Source organism: Adlercreutzia sp. ZJ473, assembly GCF_013185065.1.
GTDB lineage: Bacteria > Actinomycetota > Coriobacteriia > Coriobacteriales > Eggerthellaceae > CAAEEV01.
In genome coordinates this window covers 1-16,781 of record NZ_JAAVTO010000054.1, presented here as the reverse complement: position 1 = coordinate 16,781, position 16,781 = coordinate 1, and the positions used below count along the sequence as shown (strand labels likewise).

General features: G+C 67.7%; 13 protein-coding genes, 1 tRNA gene and 1 riboswitch. Of the genes, 1 reads left to right on the top strand and 13 read right to left on the bottom strand.

Going from position 1 to position 16,781, the window contains the following annotated elements:
* The 6 genes from ftsH to HRL41_RS09840 all read right to left on the bottom strand — a co-directional run.
* Nucleotides 1–2,149, bottom strand: a 2,149-nt coding sequence (gene ftsH, locus HRL41_RS09865; RefSeq protein WP_172136834.1) for an ATP-dependent zinc metalloprotease FtsH, incomplete at its 3' end; no start/stop codon positions are given.
* Nucleotides 2,150–2,161: 12 nt separating this feature from the next.
* Nucleotides 2,162–2,707 carry a hypoxanthine phosphoribosyltransferase gene (gene hpt, locus HRL41_RS09860; protein ID WP_165170792.1) on the bottom strand — a complete coding sequence of 182 codons (546 nt, stop codon included), beginning with the start codon at nucleotides 2,705–2,707 and terminating at the stop codon, nucleotides 2,162–2,164.
* Between the two features lie 416 nt (nucleotides 2,708–3,123).
* Nucleotides 3,124–4,167, bottom strand: coding sequence for a sensor domain-containing diguanylate cyclase (locus HRL41_RS09855; RefSeq protein WP_172136832.1), 1,044 nt, complete (start codon nucleotides 4,165–4,167; stop codon nucleotides 3,124–3,126).
* Nucleotides 4,168–4,556: 389 nt separating this feature from the next.
* A tRNA-Pro gene (locus tag HRL41_RS09850) sits at nucleotides 4,557–4,633 on the bottom strand.
* Between the two features lie 172 nt (nucleotides 4,634–4,805).
* Nucleotides 4,806–5,282, bottom strand: coding sequence for a PaaI family thioesterase (locus HRL41_RS09845; protein WP_253904838.1), 477 nt, complete (start codon nucleotides 5,280–5,282; stop codon nucleotides 4,806–4,808).
* 43 nt (nucleotides 5,283–5,325) lie between these two features.
* Nucleotides 5,326–6,876: a lysylphosphatidylglycerol synthase transmembrane domain-containing protein gene (locus HRL41_RS09840; protein WP_172136823.1), complete on the bottom strand. Its 1,551-nt coding sequence runs from the start codon at nucleotides 6,874–6,876 to the stop codon at nucleotides 5,326–5,328.
* A gap of 928 nt (nucleotides 6,877–7,804) precedes the next feature.
* Here HRL41_RS09840 and HRL41_RS09835 point away from each other — a divergent pair.
* Nucleotides 7,805–8,905, top strand: coding sequence for an ATP-binding protein (locus HRL41_RS09835; RefSeq protein ID WP_172136814.1), 1,101 nt, complete (start codon nucleotides 7,805–7,807; stop codon nucleotides 8,903–8,905).
* A 206-nt stretch (nucleotides 8,906–9,111) separates the two neighbouring features.
* Here the strand turns inward: HRL41_RS09835 and HRL41_RS09830 are convergent, their stop codons facing one another.
* From HRL41_RS09830 to HRL41_RS09800, 7 genes are all read right to left on the bottom strand, one after another.
* Complete coding sequence (locus tag HRL41_RS09830) at nucleotides 9,112–10,290, bottom strand: phosphoribosylaminoimidazolecarboxamide formyltransferase (RefSeq protein ID WP_172136812.1); 1,179 nt, start codon at nucleotides 10,288–10,290, stop codon at nucleotides 9,112–9,114.
* Nucleotides 10,291–10,470: 180 nt separating this feature from the next.
* On the bottom strand, nucleotides 10,471–11,106 hold the full coding sequence (locus tag HRL41_RS09825) for an IMP cyclohydrolase (RefSeq protein WP_172136810.1): 636 nt from the start codon (nucleotides 11,104–11,106) through the stop codon (nucleotides 10,471–10,473).
* An 88-nt stretch (nucleotides 11,107–11,194) separates the two neighbouring features.
* Nucleotides 11,195–11,278, bottom strand: a riboswitch (ZMP/ZTP riboswitch).
* Between the two features lie 59 nt (nucleotides 11,279–11,337).
* Nucleotides 11,338–12,327, bottom strand: coding sequence for an XdhC family protein (locus tag HRL41_RS09820; RefSeq protein ID WP_172136808.1), 990 nt, complete (start codon nucleotides 12,325–12,327; stop codon nucleotides 11,338–11,340).
* 166 nt (nucleotides 12,328–12,493) lie between these two features.
* Nucleotides 12,494–13,108 (bottom strand): phosphoribosylglycinamide formyltransferase, encoded by a 615-nt coding sequence (gene purN, locus HRL41_RS09815; RefSeq protein WP_172136806.1) that lies wholly within the window; start codon nucleotides 13,106–13,108, stop codon nucleotides 12,494–12,496.
* Complete coding sequence (purM, locus tag HRL41_RS09810) at nucleotides 13,092–14,171, bottom strand: phosphoribosylformylglycinamidine cyclo-ligase (RefSeq protein WP_172136804.1); 1,080 nt, start codon at nucleotides 14,169–14,171, stop codon at nucleotides 13,092–13,094. The genes purN and purM overlap by 17 nt, the downstream gene beginning before the upstream one ends.
* A 101-nt stretch (nucleotides 14,172–14,272) precedes the next feature.
* Nucleotides 14,273–15,709, bottom strand: a complete 1,437-nt coding sequence (purF, locus tag HRL41_RS09805) for an amidophosphoribosyltransferase (protein WP_172136802.1) — start codon at nucleotides 15,707–15,709, stop codon at nucleotides 14,273–14,275.
* A partial coding sequence (locus HRL41_RS09800; RefSeq protein WP_216662643.1) for a class B sortase occupies nucleotides 15,706–16,781 on the bottom strand: 1,076 nt, incomplete at its 5' end. The genes purF and HRL41_RS09800, both read right to left, overlap by 4 nt.

Here is a 16,781-nt window from a genome sequence, read left to right as displayed (position 1 = left end):
CGTCGCCGCCGCTCGCAGCGCCGCCCGCGCCCGCGTCGCCATCCGCGCCGTCCGCGCCCGTCAGCGGCTCGCCCGCGGCCAGCAGCTGCTCGTCGCGTGCGCGCGCCTCGGCCTCCTCGCGCTCCTTCGCCGCCAGGATGTCGCCCTCGCGCTTGAGGTAGGCGTCCCACTCGTTGTCGAGCAGGGCGCGGCACGCCTCGCCCTCGACGGTCTCGCGCTCCAGGAGCACGCTCGCCATCAGGTGCATCTGGTCAGCGTGCGCCGACAGGATGGCGTAGGCGCGGTCGTGCGCCTCCTTCATGATGACGGCCACCTCGTCGTCGATGCGGCGCGCCGTCTCCTCGGAGTAGTCCTGCGTGTTGCCGTAGTCGCGGCCGAGGAACACCTCGTGGTTGGGCTGGCCGAACACCTGCGTGCCGAGCGGGCTCATGCCGTACTGCGTGACGATGGCGCGCGCCATCTTCGACGCCCGCTCGAGGTCGTTCGAAGCGCCCGTGGTGATGTCCTCGCAGAAGATCTCCTCCGCCACGCGGCCTCCCATGAACACGGCCAGGTCGTCCTTCATCTCGCCGAGCGAGTTGAGCATCTTGTCCTCGTCAGGGATCGAGAGCGTGTAGCCGAGCGCGCGCCCGCGCGAGATGATCGAGATCTTGTGCACGGGGTCGGCGTGGTCGAGCAGATGCCCCACCAGGGCGTGGCCGCTCTCGTGGTAGGCGATGGTGTGCTTGGTCTTCTCGTTCATCACGCGGCCCTTGCGCTCGGGGCCGGCGATCACGCGCTCCATCGACTCGCTCACCTCGCGCATGGTGATGATCTTCTTGCCCTTGCGCGCGGTGAGCAGCGCGCTCTCATTCATGAGGTTCGCCAGGTCGGCGCCGGTGAAGCCCGGGGTGAGCTTCGCCACGGCGTCGAGGTCGACGTCGCTCCCGATGGGCTTGTCCTTCGAGTGCACCTCGAGGATGCGGCGGCGGCCCTTCACGTCAGGCGTGTCGACCACGATCTGGCGGTCGAAGCGGCCCGGGCGCAGAAGCGCCGGGTCGAGCACGTCGGCGCGGTTCGTGGCGGCGATGAGCACCACGGACTCGTTCTTCTCGAAGCCGTCCATCTCGACGAGCAGCTGGTTCAAGGTCTGCTCGCGCTCGTCGTGCCCGCCGCCGAGGCCGGTGCCGCGCTGGCGGCCCACCGCGTCGATCTCGTCGATGAAGATGATGGAGGGCGCCGCCTCCTTCGCGTCCTTGAACAGGTCGCGCACGCGCGAGGCGCCCACGCCCACGAACATCTCGACGAAGTCAGAGCCCGAGATGCTGAAGAACGGCACGCCCGCCTCGCCGGCCACGGCCTTCGCGAGCAGCGTCTTGCCCGTACCCGGAGGGCCCACGAGCAGGCAGCCGCGCGGGATCTTCGCGCCCATGGCCTGGTACTTCTCCGGGTTGGCCAGGAAGTCCTTGATCTCCTGCATCTCCTCGACGGCCTCGTCGACGCCCGCCACGTCAGAGAACTTCACGTCGGGGCGCTCCTCGAGCGTCTTCTTCGCCTTGTTCTTGCCGAAGCCCATCTGCTGGTTGGTGCTCTTCTGCATCTGCGAGAAGAAGAACAGCAGGATGCCGCCGATGAGCAGGATGGGAAGCAGCGAGGAGAGCACGCTGAGCCACGGGCTCGGCAGCGTCACCTCGTACTGCACGTCGGGATGCTCCGCGAGCAGGCTGCCGAGCGAGTCGGCGCCCACGTAGGTGGAGGTGTAGTTGTGCTCGGTGCCGAGCGTGGCCGGGTCGAGGTCGGAGGTGCCGATCCCGCCGAGGGCGTCGCCCGTGCGCGCGTCCTTGAGCGTCGCCATCTTCGCGTTGAGCGCGTCGAAGGCGCCGTTGAAGGCGTCGGCTGCGCTCGCGCCCGCGGTGGCGGCCGGGTAGTAGGTGCCCGTGACCGTGTAGTCGCCGGCGCCGTACGTCACCTTCGTCACGCGGTTCTGCTCGACGGCCTGCACGAACTCGGAGGTGAGCAGCGTGTCGGTCTGCTTGGCCTGCGTGCCGTTCGCAGCGAAGAGCTGGCCCCCCACGAAGAACATCACCATGCAGATCAGGACGACGGTGATGATCGTGGTGCGCGCGTTCGGCTGCTGGGGCTGCGGGGTTTTCTTGTCGTTGTCTGCCATGGGAAGCTGCCTTTACTGGTAGATCTCGGGCTTGAGCACGCCGATGTAGGGAAGGTTGCGGTAGCGCTCGGCGTAGTCGAGGCCGTAGCCTACGATGAACTCGTCGGGGCATTCGAAGCCCACGTAGCGGCAGTTGATCTCCGCCTGGGCCGGGGTGTTCTTGCGCAGCAGTGTGGCCACCTCGACGGAGGCGGGGTTGCGCGACGCGAGGTTCCTCATGAGGTAGGCGAGCGTGAGGCCGGAGTCGAGGATGTCCTCGGCGATGATCACGTGGCGCCCCTCGATCTCGGTGGAGAGGTCCTTCAGGATGCGCACCACGCCCGAGCTCTTCGCGCCGTTGCCGTAGGAGGACACGGCCATGTAGTCCATCTCGAGCGGCAGCTCGACGGCGCGCGCGAGGTCGGCCATGAAGACGGCTGCGCCGCGCAGCACCGAGACGAGCACGATGCCGTCCGCGGCCGCGTCGGCGTAGTCGCGCGTGATGTCCGCGCCGATCTGCGCTACGCGACGCGCGATCTCCTGCTCGGTGAACAGAACCTGTGATACGTCGTTGTGCACGCTGTACCTTTTTCCTCATTCCTGACGAAAGCGCGCCTTGCCGCAGCCCATCTTCCGCAGGCCCCGCTTTCCCCTGCGAGCCGGCGCGAGGATGAGGCGAAAAGGCGAGTCGCTCCATCACTTTTACGTGTTACGGGCATCAGTGTACCATTGTAGGTTCCCCCACGAGAGACGATACGGTAACGGCACATCAATACTGCATCCGCCCTCATGAAAAGCGCAGAGGAGGGCCGACGGGAGCGCGAAGGGGACGCGAGGGAGCGCGAGGGGACGGGCGCGGGCGGCCGAGCAGGCGGCTGAGCGGGCGGCGCAGGAGAGCGCCGAGCAGCCGGCGCTCGAACGCGGAAGGGGCGCAGGAGAGCGCCGAGCGGACGGCGCTCGGACGCGGAAGGGGCGCGGGGCGGACGGCGCGCGCCCTAGCGGCGGCGGTCGAAGCCGGAGCCTTGGTACCAGGCGGACTTGTCCTGGTACATGCGCCGGTCGGCCTCCTTCAGCACCTCCTCGAGCGAGTAGTCGGGGAACTCGCCGCGCGCGACGCACCCCACCGAGAGCGCCAGGGGGCACTCACACCCCGGGAAGGAGCCCTTCCAGCTGAGCGCCTCCTGGGCGATGTGGGCGAGCAGCTCGTCCATCTGCGCGGAGTCGGCGGGGCTGATGACCGCGAACTCGTCGCCGCCGATGCGCGCGACGACGCTGTCGGACCCGAAGGTTTCGCTCAGGAGGTCCGCCGCGGCGCAGATCACCTCGTCGCCGGCCAAGTGCCCGAAGGTGTCGTTGACGTACTTCAGCCGGTTCAGGTCGAAGACCGCCAGGGAGAAGTCGTCCTCGGCGTGCTTCTCGAGGGCCTGGGTGTAGTAGATGCGGTTGTACAGCTTGGTCAGGCCGTCATGGTAAGCCTGGTCGACGGTCTTGTTCAGGTAGTACTGCTTCTGGACGGCCAGCACGCCCATGCCGCCGAAGGCGGCGAAGTACAGCACGGGGAAGCGCGCGATGAACGTGGCGGTGTAGTGGTCGACGACCATCTGGCTCAGCGGGGTGCAGAACAGCGCTATCAGGAACAGCTGGAAGTACGTGCTCAGGAAGAAGGCCACCCTGATGCCCAGAAGGCTCGGGCCGATGACGGGGACCAGCAGGATCCACAGGCAGGCGAAGCCCTCGTTCTGGCCCGACAGGGCGTAGAAGGAGAAGGTGACGGCCACCATGACCGCCGTGATGACGGACGACGCCAGGGCCTTCTTTCGCTTGGCGCACAAGGCGGCGACGAGGAACCCCGCCACGAGAAGCCCGGTGCTCGCCGTCATGAGCCACCAGCCCTTCGCGATGTTCATGGCGGTGAGGATCGCGGAGATGAGGGCGAGGAAGACGGTTCCCAGAAGAAGCGTGCGCAGCTGCAGCTCCCTGGCGGAGTCAGTTCGCAGATCCTCGAAGATCGTCTCTTTGACTATGTCCCACTTCGTCATCAGCAGGTCCTCGCTCGGTAAGGCAACGCGCATCTTTTCATTGTAGGACGCGATGCTGAAAAGCACCTGAAGAATGTTCGAGAATCGTCATGAACGGATGCTTTTTCGCACCGACCGCCTACTCCTCGCAAAAGCCTTGCCTATCAGGGATTTCACGCCGAAGTAATCGGCGTTTCGGCGAGATAGTGTCGGGGGGCCGACAGCGTCGGCAGCGGCAGCGGCGCCGACGCCCGCAGAGCCGCCCGCGCGGCCCGCAGCGGCGGGGCAGGGCAGGAACGCCAGCGCCCGCGGCACGTGGATGAGGGCGGCTTCCTCCGCCGACGCCCGCGGCGCAGGGGCGAAGTCCCGCGGAGACGAAAAGAGCCGCCCGAAGGCGGCTCGACACATCATGGTCGGGTTGACAGGATTTGAACCTGCGGCCTCTGCGTCCCGAACGCAGCGCTCTACCAAACTGAGCCACAACCCGAAGGCTGTCTCGCGACAGCGGACGATATGATACCACATTGAGCGGCAGGCGCAAGCAAAAAGTTTGACAAACCTGCGATCAGACGGCTGACGCCCAGCGCCCGCCAGCCCCGCAGCTCCCCGCGTCTCGGCATCGCGCGCCCCTGCTTCCCGCGTCTCCCCTGCGCACGCCCCTACGCAGACGCGGCGTCGCGCTGCTCCACGTAGGCGCGGGGAACCACCCGGCACGTGACGACGCCCTCGCTCATCACGTCGCCTGCGTCATCGTAGGCCGTCACGTTCCAGAAGTGCTTGACGCCGCCCGCGCGCCCGCGGGACGGCTCCTCGCGGTCGAACTCCGCCACGCCGCGCACGTGCCCCTCCCTGCCGCTCTTGCGGTGGCGCACGTGGACCTCGACTCCGAAGGGCTGCTCAGCCTCGGGATCGCAGCGCAGCTCGGAGCCGCGGCTCGCGACCGACTCCAGAAGAGCGATGGTGGCGCCGCCGTGCACGAAGCCGAACGGCTGCGTGATGGCCGGCGTGACGGGCATGCGCGCCTCCACGCGGCCGCGCCCTTCCGCGAAAAACTCAACGCCCAGGGTCTCGATCAATCCCCCGCCGCTCATCTCCCCGCCGTCGCCCAAGTCGCCATCGTTCATGCCGTCGCCCATGCGCCCTTCCTTTCGCCGCGCCCTTCTCGCCTCGCTGCGCCCGCTACTTCTCGGAGCGCCCCCTCGGCTTCGCCTGCGCACCCTTCTCGACGCGCGGGCGCGGCTTTTCCTTGGCGCCCTTCTCGACGCGCGGCCGCGGCTTTTCCTTGGCGCCCTTCGCCTTCTCGGCGGCGCGCTCGGCCCTCAGCTTGCGGCCAGCCTCCACCGAGGCGCGCACGGCCTCCATCGAGAACGGGCGGTCGAAGGCGTTGCGCTGGAAGAACAGCCAGGCCACGAGCGCTATGCCCGCCACGCCCACCTGGATGGTGCCCTGGAACAGAAACTCCGCGCCCGCGATGATCGACAGCAGGCTCAGCGTGATGGCCCACGCCGTGCGGAAGCGCATGACGAGGCCCACCGCGCACACGATGAGCACGATCGAGCTTATGATCAGCGGGATCCCCACGAACAGCGCGCTCATGTCAACCCACTCGGTCAGCATGGTGAACGGCGCGAACGTGCCCGGCACGAACGACAGCCCGATGTTCACCACACCCACGAGGAACACGAGCGTGCCCGAGATCCATCCGATGTCCTTGTGCCGCTGCTCTTCGCTCGCCGTCTTCTTCGACGTGAAGAAGCCCGACTGCGACAGCAGCACCGCGCCGATGCAGAACGGCGCCCAGAACATGATGCCGCGGTACACCAGCGCGATGGCCGTGGCCGTGGCCAGCGAGCAGCCGTACGCCGTGAGGATGGCCGCGATGGCCGCCTCCACCACGCCCACGCCCTGCGGCGTGGGGCTCAGGATCACCGAGATGGCCGCCACCGCGAACGCCGCCACGAGCGCCGCCACGTTCTCGAAGCCGAACGAGTAGCCGATCGCCACCAGGCACGCCATGTTGAGCAGCGCCGAGAGCGACGCGTAGCCCACCGTGATGAGCGTGCCCTTCGGGTTCGACGCCAGGATGTTCGCCGTGTTCACGAACGAGTGCGCCGTGTGGCGGCCCCACGCGGCCTTGAGGCTCCGCCTCACCAGGCCGAGCACCGCGTTGATGGGGCGCTCGAGCCAGATGAAGAAGCGGAACAGCACGCGCGGGCGAAGGTGCCCCACGAAGAACATGCTCGACAGCACCACCAAGACGCCCGCGAGCGTCAGGCCGCCGATCAGAAAGAGCGTGTTCATCTGGCCCGCCAGCAGCATGGTCACGAACCCGATGGTGGATATGACGAAGATGGCGGCGAAGTACCCGATCTGCGAGAGGATCGCGCCGCCGGTCGACTGGCCCGCGTCGCAGCCCTGGCGGCGCGCGTCGTCGATGATGAACGCCACGCCCGTGGCGCCAGAGAACAGGCAGAACGTGTTGATGAACACGAGCGAGTAGATGAGGATGACGTTGTGCCAGAAGCCCGTGCGGTGCCCCACCGCCTCGAACGCCGCGTCGTAGGAAGCCGCCTGCACGAAGTGGCGGGCCAGCATGAGGATGCACGACACGACGAGCGGGAGGAGCGCGCCCGTCTTCATGGTGGTCAGGATGTTGGAGATGTAGTCGGCATTGGCGATGAGGAAGCACACCGTGACGATGCCGAGTATCAGCAGCAGCGCTTTCTTCAAGCAGCGTCCCTTCCTCGTCTTGGCAGCGCGCAGCGCCGCAACCCAAGAATACCGAATGGATATTATAACCCGACGCGGCGCGACAACGCGCGAACGTAACCAAGCGGTCAGCGCCCTCGCACACAATAAGCAGCGCGAGCGGCAGGCCGAGCGGCGAGAGCCCGAAAGCAGAGGGCCGTCTGGGAGCGGCAAGCGGCGAGCAGCGGAGAGCAAGTCGCGCGGGCCCTGCCGGAAGCCCGCGAACAGCGCCTTTTGCCAACTTGCCCGCCGCCCTGTTCGCCCGTTGCCCTGCTTTCTCGTTGCCCTACCTGCTGATCGCCGACAGACACCGACAACGGCGCTTTTCCATCCACCCCTCAAGTGATTTTGGATGAAAGAGGGGCGTTGTCGGCTTTTTCCCGAGAAAAGTGGATGCGAAAAGCCCGTTGTCGGTGGTTTTTGGGGCTCGAAGCACCGACAACGGGCATTTTCCATCCAGCTTTTTCGAGCTGTGGATGAAAAGAGGGCGTTGTCGGTGCGGCAAGAATCCTGAGGATTAGGAGGACTGCATGTACACGCCCCCTGAAGAAAAGAGCAGGGCGCTGAAGGGGCACAACGACCTCCGATGCGTCGAGCTCACCGTCAGGCGCCTGGGCTATCCCAGCAGGGAGCGCCTGCGATGCTGGGTGGCCGAGAGGGGTGCCCCGGGGAAGCCGAGGAAGCCAGGCCCGCCATGCCGATCGCGGCCAAACTCGAGGCGCCCTCGATGCTGGAGAGCGGCGCGGCAACGCGCGAACGTCACTAAACGGTCAGCACCCTCGCACACAATAAGCAGCGCGAGCGGCAGGCCCCGAAGGCAGAAGACTGCTTGCAATCAACAGGATCAACGGATATAAAGGAAATCAAGAAATATAAAGAGAATCAAGGAATACCCATCCATGGAGTCATCATGAGCTCATACGCCCCGCAGGAGAACCCCTTCACCCCGACGTTCGGCGAAGTACCCGCGCACATGGCAGGACGAGCCATCCTCGTCAATGACCTGAGACGCGCGCTCAGCAGCGCCAAGCGCCACCCAAACCTCACCACAGCTATAACGGGCGCGCGCGGCTCAGGCAAGACAGCTCTTTTGTCCTTCGCCGCCGAGGAGGCCGAGCGGCGCGGCTGGATTGCCGTGAGGACCGTGGCGCTGCCGGGAATGCTTGACGACGTGCTCATATCAGCACGTCGAAAGGCCGCCCACCTCCTGTCCCCCAAGGCCGCGCGCGTCACAGGCCTGGAAGTCGGCCAAATGCTCGGAGTCGAATGGGAGCGCGAGGACGAACCCACCAATTGGCGCAACGAAATGACCGGCCTTCTCGAGCAGCTCGACGAAACCGAGACGGGGCTTCTCATCACCGTTGACGAAGTGCAGCCCAAGCTCCCCGAAATGGTGCAGCTCGCCGCAATCTACCAGATCTTCGTAACCGAGGGTCGTAAGGTGGCCCTCCTCATGGCCGGGCTCCCGCACAACATGCTGGCGCTTGAGACGGACAAGACCGTTTCGTTTCTCCGCCGCGCTCAAAAATGGCAACTCGGGCGCATCGAAGATTACGAGGTCGAAGACGCCATGCGTCGCACTATCGAGGAATCGGGCAGATCCATTGCGCCAAGCGCGCTCAAGAAGGCTGCAGCGGCCGCCAACGGGTTTCCCTTCATGATGCAGCTCGTCGGCTTCCGCATGTGGGACCAGCATCCGGGGCAAAGGGAGATCACCGACGCTGACGCAGATGCCGGAATTCTGCTCGCCAACAAGGAGATGCGCGAGGGGATCGTCCGGGCAACGTATGAGGCCCTTTCGCCCGTCGACAAGGCGTTTCTCAACGCAATGCTGCCCGATGACCGCCTGAGCGCCATGAGCGACATTGCTCAGCGCATGGGAAAGACCCGCTCGTATGCCACGCAGTACAAAAACCGACTTCTCGGACACGGCATCATCGAAGAAGCGCCGGGCGGCGTCCGCTTTCAACTTCCCCTCATGCGAGAGTACATCGCCGACCAGCAGCTATAGAGCATGGCAGCGCATGAGAAGCGCCTCGGCCACACATGCGCAGAGGGGGCTGCAGCCATGGAAAAGGGGGCCGCGGCTAAGCCGCAGCCCCCTCGTCTCGCCCCAAGCGGTCCTCGCCTCAAGCGGTCCTCGCCTCAAGCAGCCCCTTCGTCTCGCTTCAGGCAGCTTTCGCTTCAAGCGGCCCCTCGTCTCGCCTCAAGCGGCTCTTAGTGGTGGAACAGGCGCATCCCCGTGAAGGCCATGGCGATGCCGTACTTGTCGGCCGTCTCGATCACGTTGTCGTCGCGGATGGAGCCGCCCGGCTCGGCGATGTAGGCCACGCCCGACTTGCGCGCGCGCTCCACGTTGTCGCCGAACGGGAAGAACGCGTCGGACCCCACGGTCACGCCCTCCATCTTCGCGATCCACGCCTTCTTCTCCTCCGCCGTCAGCGGCTCGGGCTTCACGGCGAACACCTGCTGCCACTCGCCGTCGCGCAGCACGTCCTCCCACTCGTCGGAGGTGTACACGTCGATGGCGTTGTCGCGGTTGGGGCGGCGGATGCCGTCGACGAACTGCAGGCCGAGCACCTTGGGATGCTGGCGCAGCCACCAGTTGTCAGCCTTGTCGCCCGCCAGGCGCGTGCAGTGGATGCGGCTCTGCTGGCCGGCGCCCACGCCGATGGCCTGGCCGTCCTTCACGTAGCACACGGAGTTCGACTGGGTGTACTTCAGCGTGATGAGCGCCACCATCATGTCGATCTTGGCGGCGGCGGGGATCTCCTTTTTCGCCGTCACCACGTTGGCCAGCAGCTCCTCGTTGATCTCGAAGTTGTTGTGGCCCTGCTCGAAGGTGATGCCGAACACGTCCTTGAGCTCCTGCTCGGCAGGCTCGTACGCCGGGTCCACCTTGACCACGTTGTACTTGCCCTTCTTCTTGCTCGTGAGGATCTCGAGCGCCTCGTCGGTGTAGTCCGGGGCGATGATGCCGTCGGACACCTCGAGCTTCAGGTAGCGCGCCACGTCGGCGTCGCACGTGTCGGACAGCGCCACCCAGTCGCCGTAGGAGCACAGGCGGTCGGCGCCGCGCGCGCGGATGTAGGCGCAGGCGATCGGCGAGAGCTCGCCCTCCTGCTCGACGAAGTACATGGCGCGGTCGGTCTCGGTGAGCGGGTGCCCCACCGCGGCGCCCGCCGGGGACACGTGCTTGAACGACGCCGCCGCCGGCAGCCCCGTGGCAGCCGCGAGCTCGCGCACGAGCTGCCAGGAGTTCAGGGCATCGAGGAAGTTGATGTAGCCGGGCTTGCCGTTCAGCACCTGGAGGGGCAGGTCAGAGCCGTCCTTCATGAAGATGCGCGAAGGCTTCTGGTTGGGGTTGCAACCGTACTTCAGTTCCAGTTCGTTCATGGGTTCTCCTTTTGTCATGGTCTATCGAAGCGGGGGCGGCGTGGGGCGGGGCGGTGCTCCGCGCGCAGTTCCGCAGCGACCGGAAATGCCCTGCGGGCATTTCCGCAAAGCGAGGACTGTCTGAGCACGGAGCACTGCCCCGCCCCACGCCGACCACCTCGCAAATCGCAGTTTCGAAGCCTAGTCGCCGAGGTTCTTGTTGTAGAGGGTCACTTCCCCGCCGACGTTGGCGTAGAGCGACACCTTGTTGTCGGCGTTGAGCGCCGCCCACACCGCGTCGGGCTCGGGCAGGGCCACCTCGACGGGCTCGCCGGCGAACGTGGGCAGCGGGTCGCCGTCGCCCTGGTACGTGCTGATGAAGTAGCCCACGCCTTCGTCGGCGCCCTCGTAGGCGAAGAACTCGCGCAGGCAGCGGCCCGACTCCTGGTGCTTCAGGATGGACAGCTCGAAGGTGCCGTCGGGGTTGACGATCGCCGAGATGCGCGGCGTGAAGTTCGGCGCGTCGGGCTCGAACTCGCGCTTCATGCAGCCCGCGCGGAAGTCGCCCGCCTCCACGATGGTGTCGGTCTGGTCGCCGTTGGTGACCACGAGCGCGTCGCCCATGGCGCGCACCGGATGGTAGATGATGAGGCTCGGGTCCTCCAGAAGCGCCGGGTCGTGCGCCTCGGTGCGGATGCCGTCCTCGGTCTTGACGAAGATGCGGTTGCGGCTGTTCCGGCTGCGTCCCATGATGAAGTAGTAGACGCGGTCCGCTCCGACCACGATGCCGCGGCCCGGATACGAGTTGTTCTCCAGCAGTTCGATGAGGTCTTGCATCAGCACTCCTTGTCAGTCGTCCCTCACATCGGCACGCCGAGCACCCGGCCGCCCCCGCAAACGCGAAAGGGCAAGCCACTCTGCTCGAACGGCTTGCCCAGACGGTCGGCTCATCTCTGCGCGCCGCTCCCCCGTGGTGACCCACGCTAGCCCGTCAGTCACGACGCGTTTCTTCTTCCACGCAGAATACCACGGCAAAGCCGCAGGCGAAAGGGCGCGCAGGCCAAGCGGCTACCGCCCGAGGCTCCGCTCGTGGCGCTCGCGCGCCTCGGCGCTGTAGCGCTGGCGGTAGCGCACGTCCACCAGCTCGGCCACGATGGCGATGGCGAGCTCCGCCGGCGTCTTGGCGCCGAACTTCAGCCCGATGGGGCGCTTGATGCGCTCCCAGTCCTCCTGCGTGGCGCCCTTCGCCAGCACCAGGTCGTGCACGGTGTCGTTCTTCCCCTTGCAGCCCATCATGCCGATGTAGCGCGCGCCGCACTTCGCCGCCCACACGCAGCCCTCCGGGTCGAACATGTGCCCGCGCGTGAGCACGCACACGTAGTCCTCGGGGCGCGCCTCGTAGGCGGACAGCCCCTCGAAGGTGCCGCCCGGCAAGAGGATGCGCCGCGCCGCGGGGAAGCGCTCCTCGTTGAGGTAGGCCGCGTCGTAGTCGACGGCCACCACGTCGAACCCCACGTGGGCGGCAAGCGCGCAAACCTCGCTCGACGCGTCGGACGCGCCGAGGAGCCACACGCGCACCGGCTCGAACAGCGCCACGCTCGCCCAGGTGAGGCCCTCGAACTGCTCGTTGTGCATCGAGGGGCCGCGCGTGACGTCCTTCATCTGGAACTTGTCGCGATCCGAGTACGCGCGCGACGCCACGATCTCCTTGGCGTCGTTGCAGAAGAACACGAGCGGCTCGCCGTCGGCCGAGCCCGCCTCGCCGTACTTCTTCGTCACCTCGTTGTCGACGTTGGCCTGCGCCGCCGCGGCGTCGTAGACGACCTTGAAGCCGAGCCACGCCAGGTCGCCCTCGTCGATGGCGCGCAGGGCGCGCTCGAACGTGGGGATGTCCGCCGGCGTCAGGCTCGCGGCGATCACGTCGAGGCACGCCGGGCTCACGTGCTCCTTGCCCGCGAGCGCCTCCTCCGAGAAGCACGGGAAGTCATCGGCGGAAAGCCGGGGCGTGCGGCCCTCCCCGAGGTCGGCGATGATCTGCTTGAGCGTGGATTCGATCATGGAGCTCCTCTCTCTCGTTCGGCGAGGGCGGGCGGGCGCGGAGTCGGAGGGTCTGGCTGCGAAGGGGTTGCGCATGCGGACGCGCCGCACCCGGGGCCAGATCCTTCGACTCGCTTCGCTCGCTCAGGATGACATGAGGAAGACGCGTCCCGCGGCAGGGCGCTTGTTATTCCGAGATGTGGATGATTCTGCTCTCGTCCATGGTCATGCGGCCCTCGGCGATGGCGCGCAGGACCTCGGGGTAGAGCACGTGCTCCACCGCGTGGATGGCGCTCTCCAGCTCGTCGATCGTCCAGCCCTCGCGCACCTCGACGGCGCGCTGCGCCACGATGGGGCCCTTGTCGTAGTCCTCGTTGGCCAGATGGACCGTCACGCCCGTCACCTTCACGCCCGCCTCGTACGCGTCGGCGATGGCGTGCGCGCCCTTGAACGAGGGCAGGAGCGCCGGGTGCAGGTTGAGCACGTGGTCGGGGAACGCGTCGAGCACCACGGGGGTGAGCTTGCGCATGTAGCCCGCCATCACCACGTACTCCGCGCCCGCCGCCCGCATCTCCTCCACGATGCGCGCGTCAGCCGCAGCCGGGTCGGCGTACGCGTCGCGGTTGAGCGCCGTGACCGAGATGCCCGCCGCCTTCGCGCGCTCGATGCCGTACGCGTCGGGGCGCGACGAGATCACGTGCACGACCTCCACCGGCAGCCCGGCGGCCGCGGCGTCGATGATGGCCTGGAGGTTGGTGCCGCTGCCGGAGAGCAGCACGCCGATCTTAAGCGCTGAAGCCATAGAGCCCGCCTTCGTTCGCATACTGGACCTCGCCCGTGCCGGACACGACGCGCCCGACGCGGTACGTCGTCTCGCCCGCCGCGGCGCATGCGGCCTCGACGTCCTCGGCCTGCGCGGGATCGACGATCAGCACGAGGCCGAGGCCCATGTTGAAGGTCTTGAGCGCCTCGGCCTCGGAGAGGTGCGCCGCGTCGCACACGTACCTCGCCACGGAGGGGACGGGCCACGTGCCGAGGTCGACCTCGGCGTCCACGCCCTCGTTCAGCGCGCGGTTGAGGTTCTCGGAGATGCCGCCGCCCGTGATGTGCGCGAGCGCGCGCACCGCGCCCGGGCACGCGCCCACCACGGCGCGCACCGGCTTCACGTAGATGCGCGTGGGGGTGAGCAGGGCCTCGAGCACGCTGCGCCCCTCGAGCTCCTCACGCGGCGCGCGCAGCTCCTCGGGCGTCTTGCCCTCGACGCACACCTTGCGCGCGAGCGAGTAGCCGTTGGAGTGCAGGCCGCTCGAGGCGAGGCCGATGAGCACGTCGCCCTCGCGCACGCTCTCGGGGTCGAGCATCTTCGGGCGGTCGACGATGCCCACGCAGAAGCCCGACAGGTCGTAGTCGTCCGGGTCCATCACGCCGGGGTGCTCGGCCATCTCGCCGCCGATGAGCGCGCAGCCGGCCTGCTTGCAGCCCTCGCCGATGCCGGCCACGATGTCGGCCACGGCCTCGGCCCTCAGCTTGCCGATGGCCACGTAGTCCAGGAAGAACAGCGGCTCGGCGCCCGTGGCCAGGATGTCGTTGGCGCACATGGCCACCAGGTCGATGCCCACCGTGGAGTGCTGCCCGAGCATCTGGGCCACCTTGAGCTTGGTGCCCACGCCGTCGGTGCCGCTCACGAGCAGCGGGTCGGCCATGTCCTTGGCCGCCGCGATGGAGAACAGGCCGCCGAAGCCGCCGATGTCGCCCACGACCTCGGGACGATACGTTTCGTGGACCACGCCCTTGATGGCGTCAACCGCACGCGCCCCCTCGGCCGTGTCCACCCCGGCCTGGGCGTAAGTCACCTGATTTTCCATGAGCATCCTTTCCAGGGAATTACCGATACCCGAATTATATACGTTCGCAGGTCATTCAGGCGTTCGCAACGTCGCAGGTCGTTCGCAGGCCATTCGCAGCGTCAGCGAGGGCTCGCGCGGAACAGCTCCTCGGGAATCTCCACGGGGTAGCGGCCGGTGAAGCACGCCTCGCAGAAGCCCTGGGTGCGCGCGCCGGCCACCGACCGGCGCAGGCCCTCGATCGAGATGAACGCCAGCGAGTCCGACCCGATCCACGCGTTCATCTCCGCAAGCGTCATGTTGGCCGCGATGAGCTGGTCGCGCGTGTCGGTGTCGATGCCGTAGAAGCACGGCCACGTCACCTCGGGGCTCACGATGCGCAGGTGCACCTCGGCGGCGCCCGCGTCGCGCAGCATCTGCACGAGCTTCTTCGACGTGTTGCCGCGCACGATGGAGTCGTCGATCACCACGAGGCGCTTGCCCGCGATCACGCTCGGCAGCGGGTTCAGCTTCAGGCGGATGCCCAGCTGGCGCATGGCCTGGGTGGGCTGGATGAACGTGCGCCCCACGTAGCGGTTCTTCACGATGCCGTCGGTGTAGGCGATGCCGCTGGCCTCGGCGTAGCCGAGCGCCGCCGGCACGCCCGAGTCGGGCACGCCGAGCACGAGGTCGGCCTCGACGGGCGCCTCCTGCGACAGGATGCGGCCCATGGCGCGACGCGCCTGGTAGACGCTCTGCCCGTCGAGCAGGCTGTCGGGGCGCGCGAAGTAGACGTACTCGAAGATGCAGGCCGCGGGCTCGAGCGCGGGAACCGCCTGCTCGGAGTCGACGCCCGCCTCGGAGAAGCGCACCACCTCGCCGGGGGCCACGTCGCGCACGTACTGCGCGCCCACGATGTCGAGCCCGCACGTCTCGCTCGACACCACCCAGCCGCGGCCCTCGGGCAGACGCCCGACGCACAGCGGCCGGATGCCGTGCGGGTCGCGGAAGGCGTAGAGTGCGCGGGGGGTGGCGAGCACCATGGCGTAGGCGCCCTTGAGGTTCTCCATGGCATACCCGATGCCGTCGCGCAGGCGGTGCGTCCGGCGCGTGACGAATCCGATGGCCTTGGCGGCCACCTCGGAGTCGGTGCCCGCCCGCAGCTGCACGCCCTCGGAGATGAGCTGCGTGCGGATGCGCGCGGTGTTCACGAGCGTGCCGTTGTGCGCGAGCGCGATGAGCTCGTCGTCGATGGCCGAGATGTGCGGCTGGGCGGCCTCCCACGACGCCTTGCCGCCGCTCGTGGAGTAGCGCACGTGCCCCACGGCCACGTGCCCCACGAGCGCGGCGAGCGCCGCCTCGTCGAACACCTGGGTGACCAGCCCCAGGTCCTTCGCCACCATGACGGTCTCCCCGTCGCCTACGGCGATGCCCGCGCTCTCCTGCCCGCGGTGCTGCAGCGCCTGCAGCCCGTAGCAGGTCATGCGCGCCACGTCCTCGCCGGGGGCGTACACGCCGAAGACCGCGCACTCCTCCTCGAGCCGGTCGGGCCGCTCGCCCGGCATGGTCGACATGCTCACGAAGCCCTCTCCTCTGCCATGTTGCTGATGTCTGAGACGTCGTCGGGGCTCACCGCGTCGGCTCCGCCCTCCGAGCTTGCGCCGCCCGACGAGAGCGCAGCCGCGCCGCCTGCGACGTTCGAGCCGTTGAGCGAGGCGGTCCCGCCCGCGGGGAGGTACTCGACCACTTCCGCGAACGTGACGAAGCGATAGGTGTCCTGAGCGTTGTCGCAGGTGGAGAACGCGAACACCTGCGCGATCTCAGACGCGGGGCGCGGCGCGGGGTCGGGCGTCACGAGGGAGTCGTCCATGCGCTTCTGCACGTAGGCGGCAAGCTCGTCGGGCGTCTGGCTCGGCACCACGACGGTGGTGTCAGAGCCCGCGATGCGGTCGACGGCGAACGTGCTCAGGCGGAAGTTGCCCTCAGGCGTGAGCACGTAGATGGTGCGGTGCGCGTTGAACACGCTCGGGTCGGTGAAGCCCGCGAACGGGGCGAACATGGAGCCGTTCGCCATGTTGTGCCCGTAGACCACGTTCACCTCGTCGGTGAAGTCGCCGCTGTTCTCGCCCGAGAGCATGATGCAGCCGAACTCCGCGCCGAACTGGCCGGTGGTGTCGCCGCCGAAGGTGTGGTTGAGGTAGTAGCTGTCGTCGTGGTCGCGGTGCACGATGGGGTAGTTCACGCCGATGCCGGGCACGTACACCCAGCCCACCACGTCGGGGTTCACCGCGCGCAGGGCTTCCCAGTCAACCGAGAAGTCGGCGAGCGTGGCCGAGGCGGCGTCCTCGGGGACGGTGAGGTTCGCGCTGGCGATGTCGTCGTAGGCGCGCTGCCCGTTCCAGTACGTGAAGCCGATGTAGGCGAGCGCGCCGAGCGACGCCACGAGCACCGCGAGCGCGAGCAGGAACACCACGCGCCACGGGCCGCGCTTGCGGGCGCGCGTGGCGTAGCGCCCGCTTTCGCGGCCGTACTCGGTTTGCTGCGTCGGGGGCACCGCGGCTTGCGGGCGCGCGGGCGCGGACCCAGCGACTTGCGAACGGCCTGCAGCTTGCGGGCGGCTTGCGGGCGCGGCTTGCGGGCGGCCTGCGGTCC